Origin of the sequence: Streptomyces sp. NPDC024017, from assembly GCF_040638895.1 — a bacterium.
Taxonomy (GTDB): domain Bacteria; phylum Actinomycetota; class Actinomycetes; order Streptomycetales; family Streptomycetaceae; genus Streptomyces.
Window position 1 is genome coordinate 233,434 of the sequence record NZ_JBEZYZ010000011.1, and the last position, 15,229, is coordinate 248,662.

The 15,229-nt window shown below is 72.8% G+C and carries 14 protein-coding genes; 9 read left to right on the forward strand and 5 right to left on the reverse strand.

All coding sequences use genetic code 11. From position 1 onward, the window contains the following. The first annotated feature begins 122 nt into the window (after positions 1 to 122). A complete protein-coding gene (locus AB0G20_RS28800) occupies positions 123 to 617 on the forward strand; it encodes a DUF5949 family protein (RefSeq protein ID WP_361307283.1) in 495 nt (164 codons plus the stop codon). A 54-nt stretch (positions 618 to 671) separates the two neighbouring features. Here AB0G20_RS28800 and pgm read toward each other — a convergent pair whose 3' ends face one another. Together pgm and AB0G20_RS28810 are read right to left on the reverse strand one after the other, a co-directional pair. Continuing rightward, positions 672 to 2,312, reverse strand: coding sequence for a phosphoglucomutase (alpha-D-glucose-1,6-bisphosphate-dependent) (gene pgm, locus AB0G20_RS28805; protein ID WP_361307285.1), 1,641 nt, complete (start codon positions 2,310 to 2,312; stop codon positions 672 to 674). A 230-nt stretch (positions 2,313 to 2,542) separates the two neighbouring features. Next, a complete protein-coding gene (locus AB0G20_RS28810) occupies positions 2,543 to 2,971 on the reverse strand; it encodes a hypothetical protein (protein WP_361307287.1) in 429 nt (142 codons plus the stop codon). A 138-nt stretch (positions 2,972 to 3,109) separates the two neighbouring features. Between AB0G20_RS28810 and AB0G20_RS28815 the strand changes: the two genes are divergently transcribed. Then, positions 3,110 to 3,256 carry a hypothetical protein gene (locus tag AB0G20_RS28815; RefSeq protein ID WP_361307289.1) on the forward strand — a complete coding sequence of 49 codons (147 nt, stop codon included), beginning with the start codon at positions 3,110 to 3,112 and terminating at the stop codon, positions 3,254 to 3,256. A gap of 109 nt (positions 3,257 to 3,365) precedes the next feature. Further along, positions 3,366 to 4,241 (forward strand): hypothetical protein, encoded by an 876-nt coding sequence (locus tag AB0G20_RS28820; RefSeq protein ID WP_361307291.1) that lies wholly within the window; start codon positions 3,366 to 3,368, stop codon positions 4,239 to 4,241. Between the two features lie 26 nt (positions 4,242 to 4,267). Here the strand turns inward: AB0G20_RS28820 and AB0G20_RS28825 are convergent, their stop codons facing one another. Further along, positions 4,268 to 5,218 (reverse strand): DUF1731 domain-containing protein, encoded by a 951-nt coding sequence (locus AB0G20_RS28825; RefSeq protein ID WP_361307293.1) that lies wholly within the window; start codon positions 5,216 to 5,218, stop codon positions 4,268 to 4,270. Positions 5,219 to 5,336: 118 nt separating this feature from the next. Here AB0G20_RS28825 and AB0G20_RS28830 point away from each other — a divergent pair, with 118 nt between their 5' ends. After that, complete coding sequence (locus AB0G20_RS28830; protein WP_030853536.1) at positions 5,337 to 5,663, forward strand: antibiotic biosynthesis monooxygenase; 327 nt, start codon at positions 5,337 to 5,339, stop codon at positions 5,661 to 5,663. 74 nt (positions 5,664 to 5,737) lie between these two features. Here AB0G20_RS28830 and AB0G20_RS28835 read toward each other — a convergent pair whose 3' ends face one another. Then, positions 5,738 to 7,090, reverse strand: coding sequence for a diacylglycerol kinase family protein (locus AB0G20_RS28835; RefSeq protein ID WP_361307295.1), 1,353 nt, complete (start codon positions 7,088 to 7,090; stop codon positions 5,738 to 5,740). A gap of 314 nt (positions 7,091 to 7,404) precedes the next feature. On the opposite strand from AB0G20_RS28835, the gene AB0G20_RS28840 reads away from it, so the two are divergent. The 3 genes from AB0G20_RS28840 (at position 7,405) to AB0G20_RS28850 (ending at position 11,039) form a co-directional block, all read left to right on the forward strand. After that, positions 7,405 to 7,911 carry an SRPBCC family protein gene (locus AB0G20_RS28840; protein ID WP_361307297.1) on the forward strand — a complete coding sequence of 169 codons (507 nt, stop codon included), beginning with the start codon at positions 7,405 to 7,407 and terminating at the stop codon, positions 7,909 to 7,911. Then, positions 7,911 to 8,957, forward strand: a complete 1,047-nt coding sequence (locus tag AB0G20_RS28845) for an LLM class flavin-dependent oxidoreductase (protein WP_361307299.1) — start codon at positions 7,911 to 7,913, stop codon at positions 8,955 to 8,957. The genes AB0G20_RS28840 and AB0G20_RS28845 overlap by 1 nt, the downstream gene beginning before the upstream one ends. A 996-nt stretch (positions 8,958 to 9,953) precedes the next feature. Then, positions 9,954 to 11,039, forward strand: a complete 1,086-nt coding sequence (locus AB0G20_RS28850) for a GNAT family N-acetyltransferase (protein ID WP_361307301.1) — start codon at positions 9,954 to 9,956, stop codon at positions 11,037 to 11,039. Between the two features lie 73 nt (positions 11,040 to 11,112). On the opposite strand, the gene AB0G20_RS28855 is transcribed toward AB0G20_RS28850, so the two are convergent. Further along, complete coding sequence (locus AB0G20_RS28855) at positions 11,113 to 11,703, reverse strand: hypothetical protein (protein WP_361307303.1); 591 nt, start codon at positions 11,701 to 11,703, stop codon at positions 11,113 to 11,115. Positions 11,704 to 11,852: 149 nt separating this feature from the next. On the opposite strand from AB0G20_RS28855, the gene AB0G20_RS28860 reads away from it, so the two are divergent. Together AB0G20_RS28860 and AB0G20_RS28865 are read left to right on the forward strand one after the other, a co-directional pair. Continuing rightward, positions 11,853 to 14,420, forward strand: a complete 2,568-nt coding sequence (locus tag AB0G20_RS28860) for a SpoIIE family protein phosphatase (RefSeq protein ID WP_361307305.1) — start codon at positions 11,853 to 11,855, stop codon at positions 14,418 to 14,420. Positions 14,421 to 14,561: 141 nt separating this feature from the next. After that, the gene (locus AB0G20_RS28865; protein ID WP_361307468.1) at positions 14,562 to 15,227 is read left to right on the forward strand and encodes a GAF and ANTAR domain-containing protein; all 666 of its coding nucleotides are present in this window, start codon (positions 14,562 to 14,564) and stop codon (positions 15,225 to 15,227) included. The last annotated feature ends 2 nt before the right edge of the window (positions 15,228 to 15,229 follow it).

The following is a 15,229-nucleotide window of genomic DNA, read 5'->3' on the forward strand; positions in this document are numbered from 1 at the left end:
GTCCTGCATCGCGGGCATGTCGGGCGCGCGGGCCCCTCGTTCGTGTGGAGAGCCCGGCGGGGGCTGGTCCAGTCGGGTGACGGCGGGCCGGGTGCCTCCCGGCCCGCCGATACGGTTCCGCGGTGACCTCGATCTCACCCGAAACGCAGTCCGTGCCCACCGATGACCTGGGCTCCCTCGTCGTCCAGTCCTGGCGGGGCACGACCCCCGACGGGAACGACATCCCCTATCTGCTGGCCTGCTCCCTCGGAGACGGTGCGAACGGTCCGGAGGGCACTGCGAAGGCCATCGAGCAGTTGCTGCTGAGCGCCGGGCTCCCCCTGGGCGAGGGTCTCGTCCACGCGGCGCAGCGGCCCAGCCTGCCGGTCAGCCTGCTCGTCGTGCCCGGGTCGGCCGTCCTCACCGTGCAGCACCTCACATCCCAGTTCGTCCCGCCGGAGACCTGGCTGGAGACGGTGGACGAACTCGGCTACGCCTACCTCATCTTCACCACGCGGCCGTGGCCGGAGGGCGCCGAGCCCGGTGACGTCGGGACGCTCGCCGCCTTCACCTCCGACGAGGACGCGATGGCCTCGGCGGCGCATGTCGTCCTGCCCGCCCGCAGCCTGCGCAGCTGAAGCGCGTACAGCCCGGGCCACGTGCGGGTGGCCCGGGCTGTGGTGTGCCCGGGGTCAGCCGGACAGGGCCGTCAGCACCACGGACTTGGCCTCCTCCTGGACCCGGCCGAGGTGGTCGGGGCCGAGGAACGACTCGGCGTAGATCTTGTAGACGTCCTCGGTGCCCGAGGGGCGGGCCGCGAACCAGGCGTTGTCCGTGGTCACCTTGATGCCGCCGATGGCCGCGCCGTTCCCGGGGGCCTCGGTGAGCACCGCCGTGACCGCGTCCCCGGCCAGGGTGTCGGCGCTGACCTGGGCCGGGGAGAGCTTGGCGAGCAGGGCCTTCTCCTCGCGGGAGGCGGGCGCGTCGATGCGCGCGTACGCCGGTTCGCCGAAGCGGGCGGTCAGCGCCGCGTAGTGCTCGGAGGGGGTCTTCCCCGTGACCGCCGTGATCTCGGAGGCGAGCAGGGCCAGGAGGATGCCGTCCTTGTCGGTGGTCCAGACGGAGCCGTCCCGGCGGAGGAAGGACGCCCCGGCCGACTCCTCGCCGCCGAAGCCGATGGTGCCGCCGGCCAGTCCGTCCACGAACCACTTGAAGCCCACGGGCACCTCGACCAGCTCGCGGCCCAGGTCGGCGGCGACCCGGTCGATCATGGCGGAGGAGACCAGGGTCTTGCCGATGCCGGTGGTGGCCGGCCAGCGGTCGCGGTGGGCGTAGAGGTAGGAGATGGCGACGGCCAGGTAGTGGTTGGGGTTCATCAGGCCCGCGTCCGGGGTGACGATGCCGTGCCGGTCGGCGTCGGCGTCGTTGCCGGTGGAGATCTGGAAGCGGTCGCGCTGCTCGATGAGCGAGGCCATCGCGTACGGCGACGAGCAGTCCATGCGGATCTTGCCGTCCCAGTCGAGCGTCATGAACCGCCAGGTGGGATCGGTGTGCGGGTTGACCACGGTGAGGTCGAGGCCGTGCTGTTCGGCGATGCGGCCCCAGTAGGCGACCGACGCCCCGCCGAGGGGGTCGGCGCCGATCCGGATACCGGCCGAGCGGATCGCGTCCAGGTCGAGCACGTCGGGCAGGTCGGCGACGTAGGTGCCGAGGAAGTCGTAGCGGCCGGTGGTGGGTGCGGCGAGAGCGCGGGCGTAGGAGACGCGCCGTACGTCCTTCAGGCCGCCCCGGATGATCTCGTTCGCCCGGTCCTGGATCCAGGAGGTCGCGTCGGAGGCGGCGGGGCCTCCGCTGGGCGGGTTGTACTTGAACCCGCCGTCGGCGGGCGGGTTGTGGGAGGGCGTGACGACGACGCCGTCCGCGAGGCCGGCGGTGCGGCCGCGGTTGTGGGTGAGGATGGCGTGCGAGACGGCCGGGGTCGGCGTGTAACCGTCCGCGTCGTCGATCAGCACGGTCACCTCGTTGGCGGCGAACACCTCCAGGGCGGTCACGCGCGCGGGCTCCGACAGGGCGTGGGTGTCGGCGCCCAGGAACAGGGGGCCGTCGAAGCCCTGGCCTGCGCGGTACTCGCAGATGGCCTGGCTGGTCGCGGCGATGTGGTCGTCGTTGAACGCGCTCGCCAGTGACGATCCGCGGTGTCCGGAGGTCCCGAACGTGACGCGCTGCCCCGGATCGTCCAGGTCGGGCCGGCGCGCGTAGTACGCGGTGACCAGCCGAGCGACATCGACGAGATCTTCGGGTCCGGCCGGACGTCCCGCTCGCTCGTGCTGCATGGGCCCGCTCCTCCGCATGGGTTGATCCTTCGCTTGCGGTCTCATCCTTCCTCGTCACAGCGGTGCCGCGCGAGGGGGGCACCCCGGTGAGGGACGGATGTGCGCCAGACCACGAGGGAGGGGGCGGCACGGAGCACGAGGAGGCGGCGCTACGGACCACCGGTGCACCCGGTGGCGCGTCGCGCCGCCTGCTCCCCTCGTGCCGGCACGTCCATCGCGCCGGGCGTGCTTCAGATCCGCCCGCCGGTGAGCCGGGTGAGGGGGCCGTGCGCGCCGCGTTCCGCGCGGCGACCGACGGCGTAGGACGCGGCGCTCAGGGCGGTCAGGCCCGCTCCGACGCCCGCGGCCACGAGCTTGCGGTGGGCGATGACCGTCCACGCCGTCTTCGCCGTGGCGGCGACGTGGCCGGAGGCCGTGACGACCGCCTGGCGTCCCACCTCGACGCCCTTGGCCGCGGTCTGCGCGGCCGCCTTCGCCGTCTCGGCGGATCGCTCCGCGCCGGACTTGGCCGCTGACGCCGCCTCACCGGCCTTGTCCGCGGCGCCCTTCGCCGCCTGGGACGCCGGCGCGGTGGCCTTGTCCGCCGTGCTGCGGGCCTTGGACTCCGCGGTCCGTACGGTGGCCGGCTTCTGATTCGTGCGCTTGTTCTGTTCAGTCATGGACACCGACTTGCCTCTGACTCCGGCGGCAAACACATTCGGTCGCGCACCGACCGGGCGGCGGTGTGCCTGAGCACCTCGCCGAAGGGGTAGTCGCACTACAGGCAAGCGACATCACTACCGGAAGGAAGGTGCGTCATGGCCGGAATGCTGGATCGCATCAAGCAGTTCGCCCGGAGCCCGCAGGGGCGGCGGGCCGCGGAGCAGGCACGCCGGGCCGCGGCCGACCCCCGCAAGCGGGCCCAGGCCCAGCGTCTGCTCGGCAAGCTCAAGGGCCGCCACTGACGGCGAGCTCCCATTCCTCCCGATATCCAACTCCTCGGACACACAGGTGTGTTCATGCCCGGCTTGGGCACTTGGGTCGCACCATACGCACCTGAGAGGAGCTGGTTCGATGGGCAGGGCGGGAAATGGCAGGCGGGTCTGTGCCTTAGGCGTCGCCGGAGTCCTGGCGGGGACGGTGCTGGTCGGCTGCGGTGACGACGGCGGCTCGGACGACGGCGCGCGGGGCACCTCGGCGAAATCGAGCGCCGGCGCCCGGGAGCAGGGCACGCAGGCGGTGCGCTCGGCCTACGACAAGACGGCCGAGGAGGACACCGCCGAGGTGAAGCTCCGGGTGCAGACCTCGGCCGAGGGCGCCTCGCAGACCGCGAACGGCCAGGGCGCGGTGGACCTGGACGACGGCGACAGCGTCATGACGCTCACGGTGCAAGGGCAGCAGATCGAGCAACGAGTGATCGATCAGGTCCTCTACCAGAAGATGCCCAAGGGGCAGGCACCGGGCGGCAAGCCCTGGATCAAGATCGACCTGGGGAAGGTCGCCGCACAGCAGGGCACCGGCGACCAGTCCATGAGCGACCCGGCGCAGTCCGCGGCATACGCCAAGGCGATCACCGACAAGGACGTGACCGAGAAGGGCACGGCCACGGTCAACGGCGTGCAGACCACGCACTACCGCGTCTCCGTCGACGTCGCCGAGCTGCCCAACGGCGACACCCTGCGCAAGCAGGTCGGCCCGACCCTGCCGATGGACATGTGGCTGGACGACGAGGGCCGGATGCGCCGTCAGCAGATCGACATGACCGTCAAGGCCCCGGCGGGGTCGCAGCGGTCGTCCTCCGACGCCTCGGCCGCGCCCGAGAAGGTCACGGTGCGCACGGTCATGGACTTCACCGACTTCGGTACCGAGGTCGAGGCGGACGAGCCGCCGGCCGGGCAGGTCACCGACATGACCGGCAAGGCCCTGGAGCAGGGCAAGGGGCAGGGCTGACCCGAGGTCACCTCACTGACCCGAGGTCACCTCACCGCATAGCCGCGGACGCGTCGTACGAGGTCGCCCGCGGCCTCCGGCCACTCGGGACGCTCGAAGACGAAGCCCGCTTCGAGCAGGCGGCCGGGGACGACGCGGCGGCTCTTCAGCAGCAGTTCGGTGTCCGAGCGCAGGACGAACGCGCCGATCTCCGCCATCCAGCGCGTCGCGGGCAGGCCCAGCGGGACGCCCCACGCGGCGCGCAGGTCGCGCATGAAGGCGCGCTGCGGCACGGGGCCCGGCGCGGCGAGATTGACCGGGCCCTCGATGTCGTCCCGGGCGACGAGGAACTCGACCGCCCGGGTGAAGTCCCGGTCGTGGATCCAGGACACGTACTGGGCACCGCCGCCGACGGGCCCGCCGAGGCCGAGCCGGGCCAGTCGCAGCAGGACGTCGAAGACGCCGCCGCGGTCCGGGCTCATCACCATGGCGGCGCGCAGGGCCACCTTCCGGGTGTGCGGGGTGTCGGCAATCTCCTGCTCCCGCTCCCAGGCCTTGGCGATGTCGACGCTGTACCCCCAGTAGCCGGGGACGCCGGGTTCCGTGCCGCCGATCACGCCGGTGGCCTCGTCGTTGGGCGCGTCGAAGCGGTGCGCGTAGACGGTCGCGGTGCTCATCTGCAGCCAGACCCGGGGCGGGCGGGCGGCTGCGGCGACGGCCTCGCCCACGACCCGGGCGGAGTGGACCCGCGAGTCCATCATCTGCCGGAGGTTGGCGGGCGTGTAGCGGCAGTTGACGCTCCGGCCGGCCAGGTTGACCACGACATCGCTGCCGTCGACCTCCGCCGCCCAGGGCCCCAGGGTCGCACCGTCCCAGTGCACTTCGCCCGGCCCCGCGGGGTGCCTGCTGAGCACCACGACGTCATGTCCCGCCGCGCTCAGCGCGCGTTTCAGGACCGTGCCGACCTGCCCGGTGCCGCCGGGTATCACGAACTTCACGAAGGCCTCCCCCTCGATGTGTGACAGCGACCCTAGCCCATATTTGAACGCGTTCAAAACACTGCGGCGATGTGGGGGCTCAATCGGCGCAGATACGCCATCGGGCAAGATGGGGCCCATGAGCGTAGTCAAGATCAACGTGCTGACCGTGCCCGCCGAGCAGCGGGAGACCCTGGAGAAGCGGTTCGCCTCCCGCGCGCACGCCGTGGAGAACTCCGACGGGTTCGAGTGGTTCGAGCTGCTCCGCCCGGTGGAGGGCACCGACACCTACCTCGTTTACACCCGGTGGCGTGACGAGGCGTCCTTCCAGGCCTGGATGGAGGGGCCGATGAAGAGCGCGCACCAGGGCGGCGGCGAGGGCGGCGAACGGCCGAAGCCCGCGGCGAGCGGCTCGACGCTGTGGTCCTTCGAGGTGGTGCAGCAGGCCGGGCCGAAGGAGGCCTGACCGACGGCGCGACGCACGAGGTCCCCCATGCCGCATCGCATGGGGGACCTCGTGCGTGAGGGCCGTACCGGCGCTCAGCCGCGCCGGGAACGCGCGGGTACGGCGGTGCGGCCGACCGCGGCCGCCAGCTTGCGCAGCCGGCGCCAGTCGAGACGCGGAGGCGCCTCGGGGACGCCGGGACGGTTGCGGGGCACCCGGACGCGCAGGGCGCGGCGGGCGATGCGGCAGTGGACGGGGGCGGGCATGGTGAGCGCCTCGCCGTCGAGGCCGACCTCCAGCTCCGCGTCGTCGGCGTCGACGACGACGCGCTGGGCGGTGAGCACGGTGAGCCCTTCCGGGCGTGGGGACAGCAGGAGTTCGGCCGCCTCCACGGCACTGTCCACGCGGACGGCGAGCACGCCCAGGCGTCCGGAGTTGAGCCGCTCGCGCCGGCCGAAGCCGAAGGGGTCGTCCATGCGGTAGGCGTTGTTGCTGACCAGGATCGCCTGCGGGTCGATGACGGTGGTGCCGTCGGCGGTGACCGTCAGACGCGGGCCGCTCTGCCGGGTGAGCAGGTCGGGCAGGCGGTCCAGGGCCGCGCCCACCTTGTCCTCGCGATAGCCGGGGCTCTGGACGACGGCCCCGTACACACCGAACGAGGCGTTGTTGACGAACGGGCGGTCGTCCGCGAACCCGAGATCGACGCGGAGTTCGACGCCGTCGGTGAGGGCGTCGAGGCAGGTGGAGGGGTCGTCCCGGTCCAGGCCCAGGTCCATGGCGAAGTGGTTGCGCGTGCCGGCGGCGATGACGAGGAACGGCAGGCCGTGCTCCGCGGCGACCGCGGCGACCAGGGCCTGGGTGCCGTCGCCGCCCGCGACGCCCAGGAGGTCGGCTCCGTCGGCCACGGCGGCCTTGGCCAGGGCGGTGACGTCCTGGTGCTGGTCCGGGTCGAGCAGGAGGACCCGGGCGCCCAGCGACTCTGCCTTCGCCTGGAGGTTGAACTTCTCGACCTTGCCGCCACCGGAGCGCGGGTTGAGCAACAGGAAGGGGCGCAGGGGCGGCGGTGTGCGGTACTCCTTGACCCGTACGGTTCGCAGGCCCGTACTGCGCAGGGCGTAGCGGCCGCTCCAGACCGCCCCGCACCACAGGAGCAGGGACAGGAAGACCACCCAGAGCAGATTCGCGGTGGCGAAGAGGGTGATGAGACCGACGGGCGCGACGACGGCCAGCGCGGCCGACGCGATGCGGACCACGCCCCGCCGGGACAGCACCCACCAGAGCGCGGCCGCGGTCAGGGCGAGTCCCGCGAGGCCTGCCACGAGCAGCAGCAGCCCTCGCAGCCCGCCGGAGACGAGCGGCAGCAAGGCCGCCAGTGCGGCCGCGGCCAGGGCGCCCCTGGCGGCCCATCTCTGCCGGCGGTGAAACCGTTCGTCCATCGCCGATCCCATTGTGTCCCTCCGCTCGAAGGCCGACGCTGGCGAACTCTCGCGCCCGCGCGCGGCCGTGACCATGGTGCCCGCCGATGCCCCGGCTCCGCCACTGCCATCCTGGACGGCTCCCCCGCCGCCGGGCAGGTCGGACGTGAAGATCCCTGGGGGCGTAGCCATCGGTAGCGTACGCGGCCTCGTGGGCCCGGTTCCGCGCACCGGGGCACATCGGCACGCACGCTCACCTCTCCCGAACCTCCCCTCTCTTGACCTGGTGAGTCTCATTACGCAACTCTGTCGGTCACAGTCCCTGTCGACGAGGAGGCCGGCACGCGATGGAGTGGACGGGCGCGCGGTACGCGGACCAACCGACGGTCGAGGTGACGACGTGGGTCGCCGCCCCGCCGGGGAGGGTGTGGGCGCTGGTGTCGGATGTGACGCGGATGCCGGAGATGAGCGAGGAGCTGCAGTCCGTGCGGTGGGCCGAGGGTGCGGCCGGGCCGGCCGTCGGGGCCCGGTTCGTCGGCCGGAGCAGGCATGAGCGGTTCGGCGAGTGGGAGACGACCTCGACCGTCGTCGCGTGCGATCCGGAGCGGGTGTTCTCCTGGGCGGTAGGGGATCCGGCGGAGCCCAGTGCCGTCTGGCGGTTCGGGCTCGCGCCGAGGGACGGCGGGACCGAGCTGTCGCAGTGGATGCGGATGGGGCCCGGGCGTTCGGGTCTCTCGTTCGCGATCGACGCCATGCCGGAGAAGGAGCAGAAGATCGTGTTCGTGAGGCTGCGGGAGTTCGAGCGGTGCATGACCGCCACGCTGGAGCACATCAGGCAACGGGCGGAGGCGTGATGCGCGCGGCGACGACCGTCGAGGCGGCGGCGCTGGGCTCCTGGTCCCGGCAGGCCGACTTCGTCGTGGAGGCCGAGAAACTGGGGCTCGACGTCTGCTGGGTGGCCGAGGCCTGGGGCTCCGACGCCCCCTCCGCCCTGGGCTTCTACGCGGCCCGTACGGAACGGATGCTGCTCGGCTCCGGGGTCATGCAGGTCGGCACGCGCACGCCGGTCGCGCTCGCGCAGACGGCGATCACCCTGTCCAACCTGTCCGGCGGACGGTTCCTGCTGGGGCTCGGCCCGTCCGGCCCGCAGGTGATGGAGGGCCTGCACGGGGTGCCGTTCGCCCGCCCCCTGGCCCGGGTGCGCGAGACGGTGGAGATCGTGCGGCAGGTGGTCGCGGGCGGCAAGATCTCCTACTCGGGCTCCGAGTTCGGCATTCCGCTGCCCGGCGGGGAGGCGGTGCCGATGCGCCTGTCCATGCGGGCCGAGCACCCCGTCCCCGTCTACCTCGCCGCGCTGTCGCCCGCCATGCTGCGACTGACCGGCCAGGTCGCGGACGGCTGGCTCGGCACCAGCTTCGTCCCCGAGGGCGCGGCGGAGGCCTATTTCGCCCCCCTGGACGAGGGTCTGGCCGCCGCCGGCCGTGAGCGCGCCGGGTTCGACGTCTGCCAGGGCGCCGAGGTCGCGTTCGCCCGGGACGAGGAGGCGCTGGCCGCCATGGTCGCGGACCGGAAGAAGGAACTCGCCTTCAGCCTGGGCGGCATGGGCTCGGCGTCGACCAACTTCTACAACCGGGCCTACAGCCGCCAGGGCTGGGCCGAGGTCGCGGCGGAGGTACGGGAGCGCTGGCAGGCGGGCGACCGGGACGGTGCGGCCGGTCTCGTCACCGACGAGATGGTGCTGGCCACCACGCTCATCGGCACGGAGGACATGGTGCGGCGGCGGCTGCGCGTCTGGCGCGACGCCGGTGTGGACACGGTCCGCCTCTACCCGGCCGGAGCAACCCTCGACGACCGGCTCGACACACTCGGCAGGGCGATCGAGCTGGTCCACGCGACCTAGGGCCTGTCGTTCGGATCAGGCCGCAGACGCGGGGCCTGGCACGCGCCTCTGCCGCGTTGTCGTCGGTTGCCGACTCCCCCAAGCTCTCGACTTCGCACCAGCGAGCAGAAGCTGTGAGTGAAGACGCCCGTGGACCCGGCCTCTTCGGGCGGCGACGGACTCACCTCCTGCAAACGGCCCTTCGACTCGTTCGGCACGGCGAAGAAGGGCGGCTCCATCCGCGTCCGGGGACACGAAGGCCATCGAGCTGAGCGTCGGCGGTGCCGGCGGCTGACCCGGTCAGGAGGCAGCGGCGAAGCTCTCCGGTAGCGCTTTCCGTTGGATTTCCGGCGGCAACCGGCCGAGTGGGACGAATCGCCACACCAGGGCTTGACGGGGTGGAGGTGGGCTCGGCCTACTGGAAGCGCAGCCGGCCGTGTCGGGGGGTCTGGTCCGGTGCCGGCCCTGGGGTCGAGTCCACTCCGTACTCCCCCGCGGGAACGCAGGTCAGGGGTCTGATGGTGCGGCGACGTTGGGCAGCGGCGGTGGGTCTGGTGGCCTGCCTGCTGTTGCTGCACCTCGTCGTTCCGGGGCTCGCGGGCGAAGGGCCTTCGGCAGGGGCGGTCACGGCGGCGGCGGACGCGGTGGAGCCGGGCGCGGCTTCGAGTGCCGAGGCCGAGAGGGCCGGGGAGACGTGTCCGTGCGAGGAGGAGCCTTCGGTTCGGCGGCTCGCGGCGCGGACGCCACGGGCGGCGGGGGCGGCTGGAGTGAGCCCGGTGGTGACCGGGGCGGCCGTGGTGGGCCGGGGTGGTACGGCCCTCCGTGCTGCGGGTACGGGCCCGTGTCCGGGGGCGGTCGGATCCGCCCCGAGCGCCGCCCGGTTGCAGACGTTCCGGTGCTGAGTGACGGCAGTACCGCCAAGGGCCTGCGCCGTGCGGACTGAGTACTGCCCTGGTGCCGCATCGCGGTGAGTGCAGGCCTTCGTGTGTCCCCATGCCGACGACACAGGAGGCAGAGTTGCCTGGAAAGCGCGTTCTCGTTCTCAGGCCGGACGAACTCGGCTCGAACGACCAGAAGATGTGGCGGGAGATCCGGACGGAGTCCGGCGCCCCGGCGAATCCCTTTCTCGACCCCGCGTTCACCGTGGCCGTGGGGCAGGTCAGGCCGGGGGCCAGGGTGGCGGTGCTGCAGGACGACGGCTCCCCGGTGGGGTTCTTCCCGTACGAGGCGGGGATGTTGGGGCGGGGGCGGGCCATCGGGCTGGGGGTGTCCGACAGTCAGGGGGCCGTGTTGCGCCCCGGGATCCGGCTGGACGCCCGCCGGTTGTTACGCGTCTGCGGGCTGTCGTCCTGGGAGTTCGACAATCTCGAAGCCGGTCAGGGGGCGTTCGTGCCGCACGCGGTCGAGGAACTCGCCTCCCCGGTCGTCGACATCGGCGAGGGTTTCGAGGCGTACACGCAACGGCTGCGGGCGCAGTCGCCGGGCTTCCTCAGACAGACCCTGGCCAAGGAGCGCAAGCTGGTCCGGCAGGTGGGTGAGGTGCGGTTCGTGTACGACGCCCGGGACCCCGGTGCGCTGCGGGCGCTGATGGAGTGGAAGTCGGCGCAGTACCGGCGGACCGGCCGGCGGGACCGGTTCGCGCAGGAGTGGATCACCCGGCTGGTGGGGCTGCTCGGGGAGAGCGAGGAGCCGGAGTGCCGCGGGGTGCTGTCCGTGCTGTACGCCGCCGACCGGCCCGTGGCCGCACACTTCGGGCTGCGCTCGCGCACGGTGCTGTCCTGGTGGTTCCCCGCGTACGACCGCGCGTACGCCAAGTACTCCCCCGGTCTCGTACTGCAGCTGAAGATGCTGGAGGCCGCGGCGGCCGACGGCATCGAGACCGTCGACCTGGGGAGCGGTCCGGCCCGCTACAAGGAGTCGCTCAAGACGCGTGACCTGCGGGTCTACGAAGGAGCGGTGGTGCGGCCGGGGCCGGGCGGGGCCGCCCACTGGCTGAGCCGGGAGCCGGCCCGGGCGGCCCGTCGCTTCGTCCGCAACCGGCCCCGCCTGGCCGGCGCGGCGGCACGGACACTCGAGGAGCTGGGCCGGTTGCGCGGCGGCTGAGCCCGTGCCACCGGCGCCGTACTCATGGACCGTGACCTGGGCGCCCGGCCCCGGAGAGCCGGGCGCCGTGCGGTCAGCCCGTCGCGGTCCAGCTGTGGGCGACGTCGACGATGACGCGGTCGTCGAGCTGCTGCACCCGGAAGGGCAGCCGGGCGCGGACGCCGAGGCCTATCTGGGTCTCACCCTCGAAGCTGCCGGCGAACCGGGTGTCCCGGAAGGTGCGGTACCCGGTGAGGTCCACGCCCGGCAGCGGGCGCGCCACCCGGCCGGGGTACGTGGCCGCGCCGGTCTCCGGGTCGTAGGCGGGCGCGGCCACCCGCACCTCGATGACGGCGCCGCCGGCCACGGGGATCTCACGGCCCGAGCCGTCCTGATACAGCCGGTCGACGTACTGGACCGTGTAGCCGACGCCGCTGCCCGCGCCGGGCACGTCGACGACCATCCGGTCGAAGCAGGTGTGACGGCCGGTCCTGACGTTCGTCACCGGTGCGACGGTGCCGCCGGCGTCGGTCTTGGCGAGGCTTCCCCAGCCGGTCGGACACGCCGTGGCCTGTGTCGTGGACTGCCCGCCGGCCACCGGTGCGGCGCCGGCCGGGATCGCCGCCACACCCACCGTGGCACCCACGAGTGCGAGAGTCGCGCATGCTCTTCTGATTCGTACCATTGCCGCCCCCGGGGCTTGCATGTGACTGATATCGGGTGAGACGGCCGGGACGACCGAAAGGTTGCACTTGCCGCGCCGGACCGCCGACCATGGCACATCCTGGTGGGGAGCGATTGGTGTCCGGTGCGTCCGTACCGGGAGGACGCGACATGGATGAGGCAGCCGCCGTACCGGGCAGGCCACGGTCAGCCGATGGCCGGAGCCGGGACGGGGCTGACGGCCGGGTCCCGAGCGGGGACACGGGCCGGATCGAGGATGCCCTGACGACGCCGCTGGTGGAGGCCGTACGGGACCTCGACGGCTACGGCGGGCTGGTCTACCTGCGCTCCCGCGACCGGCGCTCGCTGGTGCTCGCGATGGTCGCCGGGGTGCCCCGCTCACTTCTCAAGAGCTGGTGGCGGGTGCCGGTGGGCGGTGCCCTGCCCATGGCGGAGGCCTACCGGCGCGACGAGCCCCTGTGGCTGCCGGACGAGCGCGCCACCATGGTGCGCTTCCCGCGCTTCACTGCCGGACTGCCCTACTCCTTCGGCTCCGCCTACCACCCCGTCCGCGTCGGCGGCGAGGCCGTGGGCGTCCTCGTCGTGCTGCGCTCGGCGGCCCGGGCGCCGATGGACGCGGAGGTGGTGGATCTCGCGCTGCGCCCAGCCGAGCGGGCCATGGAAGAGCGCCTCGACCGCCTCACCACGGCCCGGCCCGGCCCGGGCTCCGCCGCCTACCGCGTCGAGTACGACGACGAGCCGATCAGCGTGCGGGTGCCCACCTCCGCCGCCCGCCCGGTCCGGGTGGGGCTCATCGACTGGGACCTGGACAGCGACCGGTGCACGGCGGACGACGAGGCCCTCGCGCTCCTGGGCATCGACCGGGCGGAGTACGGCAACACCATCACGGACGTCGAAGCCCGTGTCAGCTCCGACGACCTGCACGAACTGCGGGAGAGCCGGCACGACGCGCTGGCGAGCGGCCGGGTCAGGTCCCGGCACTTCCGGGTGCGGGACGAGTCCCTGGGCGAGGGGAAGACCAGCTACCGGCCGGTCGAACTGTGGGGCCATCTCGTGCACGGCGGCGCCGGCTCCGGACGGATCCTGGTGGGCGCCCTCGTCGACGCGGCCGGCGGAGTCACCGCGGCCGAAGCGGCCGAGCGGTTGCCCGACGGGATCTTCTCCCTGGACCAGGACGGCCGCCTGACGTATGCCAACCGCCGCTGCGAGGAGCTCCTGGGCTCCGGGCGGGAAGAGCTCTTCGGCCGCTATCCGTGGGAGGTGATCACCTGGCTGCGGGATCCCGCGTACGAGGACCGCTACCGGGCGGCGATGCTGTCGCAGGAGCAGGTGTCCTTCCTCGTCCGGCATCCCGACGGGAACTGGCTGAGTTTCGTGCTGTACCCGGATGTGCACGGCCTGACCGGCCGGGTCTCTCCGACCGGGCCGCCCACCGGGGCCGAGCCGGGACCGGAGGCCGGTTCCGCCACCGGTCAGGGCGTCATCGGCGTCCCGCCGCCGCCCGGGCCGGTCGCCGCCGCGCGGGCCGGAGCGCTGTACCACGTGGTGCAGATGGCGAGCGTGCTCACCGAGGCGGTCACGGTGCAGGACGTCTGCCGGGCCGTGTCGGAACAGTTGCTGCCCGCCTTCGGCGCCCGGGAGCTGGCCCTGTACACCGTGCGTGAGGGCCGCATGTACCTGCTGTGGGAGTCGGGCTACCCGGAGGGCTTCCTCGCCCCGTTCGAGGGTGTCACCCTCGACACGCAGCTGCCCGGCGTCCACGCGCTGACCACGCGGCTCCCCCTGTTCTTCGAGTCGCCCGAGGACCTCTCGCTCGCCTATCCGGGCATCATCCTGGACCGCATGAACGCCTGGTCGTTCCTGCCGCTGATCGCCTCCGGTCATTCCGTCGGCTCCTGCATCCTCGGCTGGGACGCCCCGCACCGGTTCACCCCCGACGAGCGCTCCGCCCTCACCGCGCTGAGCGGCCTGACCGCCCAGGCGATGGAGCGGGCGCGGCTCTACGACTCCGAGTCGGCCGTGGCACGCGGCCTCCAGGAGGGGCTGCTGCCGCACCGCCTGCCCACCGTCGAGGGCCTGCGCACCACCGGCCGCTATCTGCCCGGTACGCAGGGCATGGCGATCGGCGGCGACTGGTACGACGTGATCACCACCGGGCGTGGCGTGGCCCTGGTCATCGGGGACGTCGAGGGTCACAGCGTCGGCGCCGCCGCGGTGATGGGGCAGCTGCGCAGTGCGGTGCACGCCTTCGCCGCGAGCGAGCGCCCGCCGCAGGAGGTCATCACGCACACCAACCGGCTGCTGACCGAGCTGGAGTCGGACGTCTTCGCCACCTGCTGCTACATCGAACTCGACCCGAGGACCGGACGGGCCCTCGCGGTGCGGGCCGGCCATCCCCCGCCGCTGCTGCGCCACCCCGACGGGCGGGCCGAGATGCTGGATCTCGTGGGCGGCGTCATGTTGGGCGTGCAGCCCGACTCGGTGTACCCCGTCACCGCGCTCACCCTGGCCCCCGGCAGCGTGCTCGCGCTGTACACCGACGGGTTGGTGGAGCGGCCCGGCAGCGACATCGAGACGGGCATCGACGCGGTCCGCCGCCGACTGTCCGAGACCTCGGCGGACTCGGTGGAACATCTCGCCGACCGGTTGGTGGGGACGGCGCGGCGGGCCCGGGAGCGGCCGGACGACGTGGCGCTGCTGTTGACGGCGTACCGGTGATTGCGTCGCTCGGCTCGGGGCATGTTGCCCGGACACCCGGCTGATCGGACGAACAGCCGTACGAAGCGGCGCGGAGTACCGTGGGCGGGACCGGTGAGCGAGGCGGTGGTGGCGGTGGAGTGGCAGCGGTACGCCGAGCAGATGGCGCTGCTTGCCCGGGATCTGGTCGCCCAGGATTCGGTCCAGGCGACGCTGGACGCGATCTCGGCGTCGGCGGTGAAGCTGGTCGAGGGCTGCGACGCGGCGGGGATCCTGACGGTCTCGAAGGGCCGGGCCGTGACGCTGGCCGTGTGCGGCGACATCGTCGAGGAGTCGGACCGGCTGCAGGGCGAGCTCGGCGAGGGCCCGTGCTTCGACGCCGCGCGCCGCGTGGACGGTCAGCGGCTGTTCCGGATCGCCGACATGACCCGGCCGCAACCGTCCTGGCCGCGGTTCAGCCAGGCGGCCCGCGATCTCGGGATCGGCAGCATGACCGGCGTGCTGCTCTACACCGACGAGGAGGACTTCGGTGCGCTGAACCTCTACTCGCGCCGTCCCGGTGCCTTCGGTGAGGACATCGAGGCCGCGGGCTGGCTGCTCGGCTCGCATGCCGCGGTGGCGCTGGCCACGGCCCGTGCCGTCGACCAGCTCGAGAACGCCCTGGAGACCCGGCACGCCATCGGTGAGGCCATGGGAATTCTGATGGAACGCCATCAGATGAGCGAGGACGAGGCCTTCGGCGTGCTGCGGCGCATCTCCCAGAACCACAACCTCAAGCTGCGCGACGTGGCCCGGCGGGTCCGGGCCGAGTTGCCGGACCCGGCCTGACG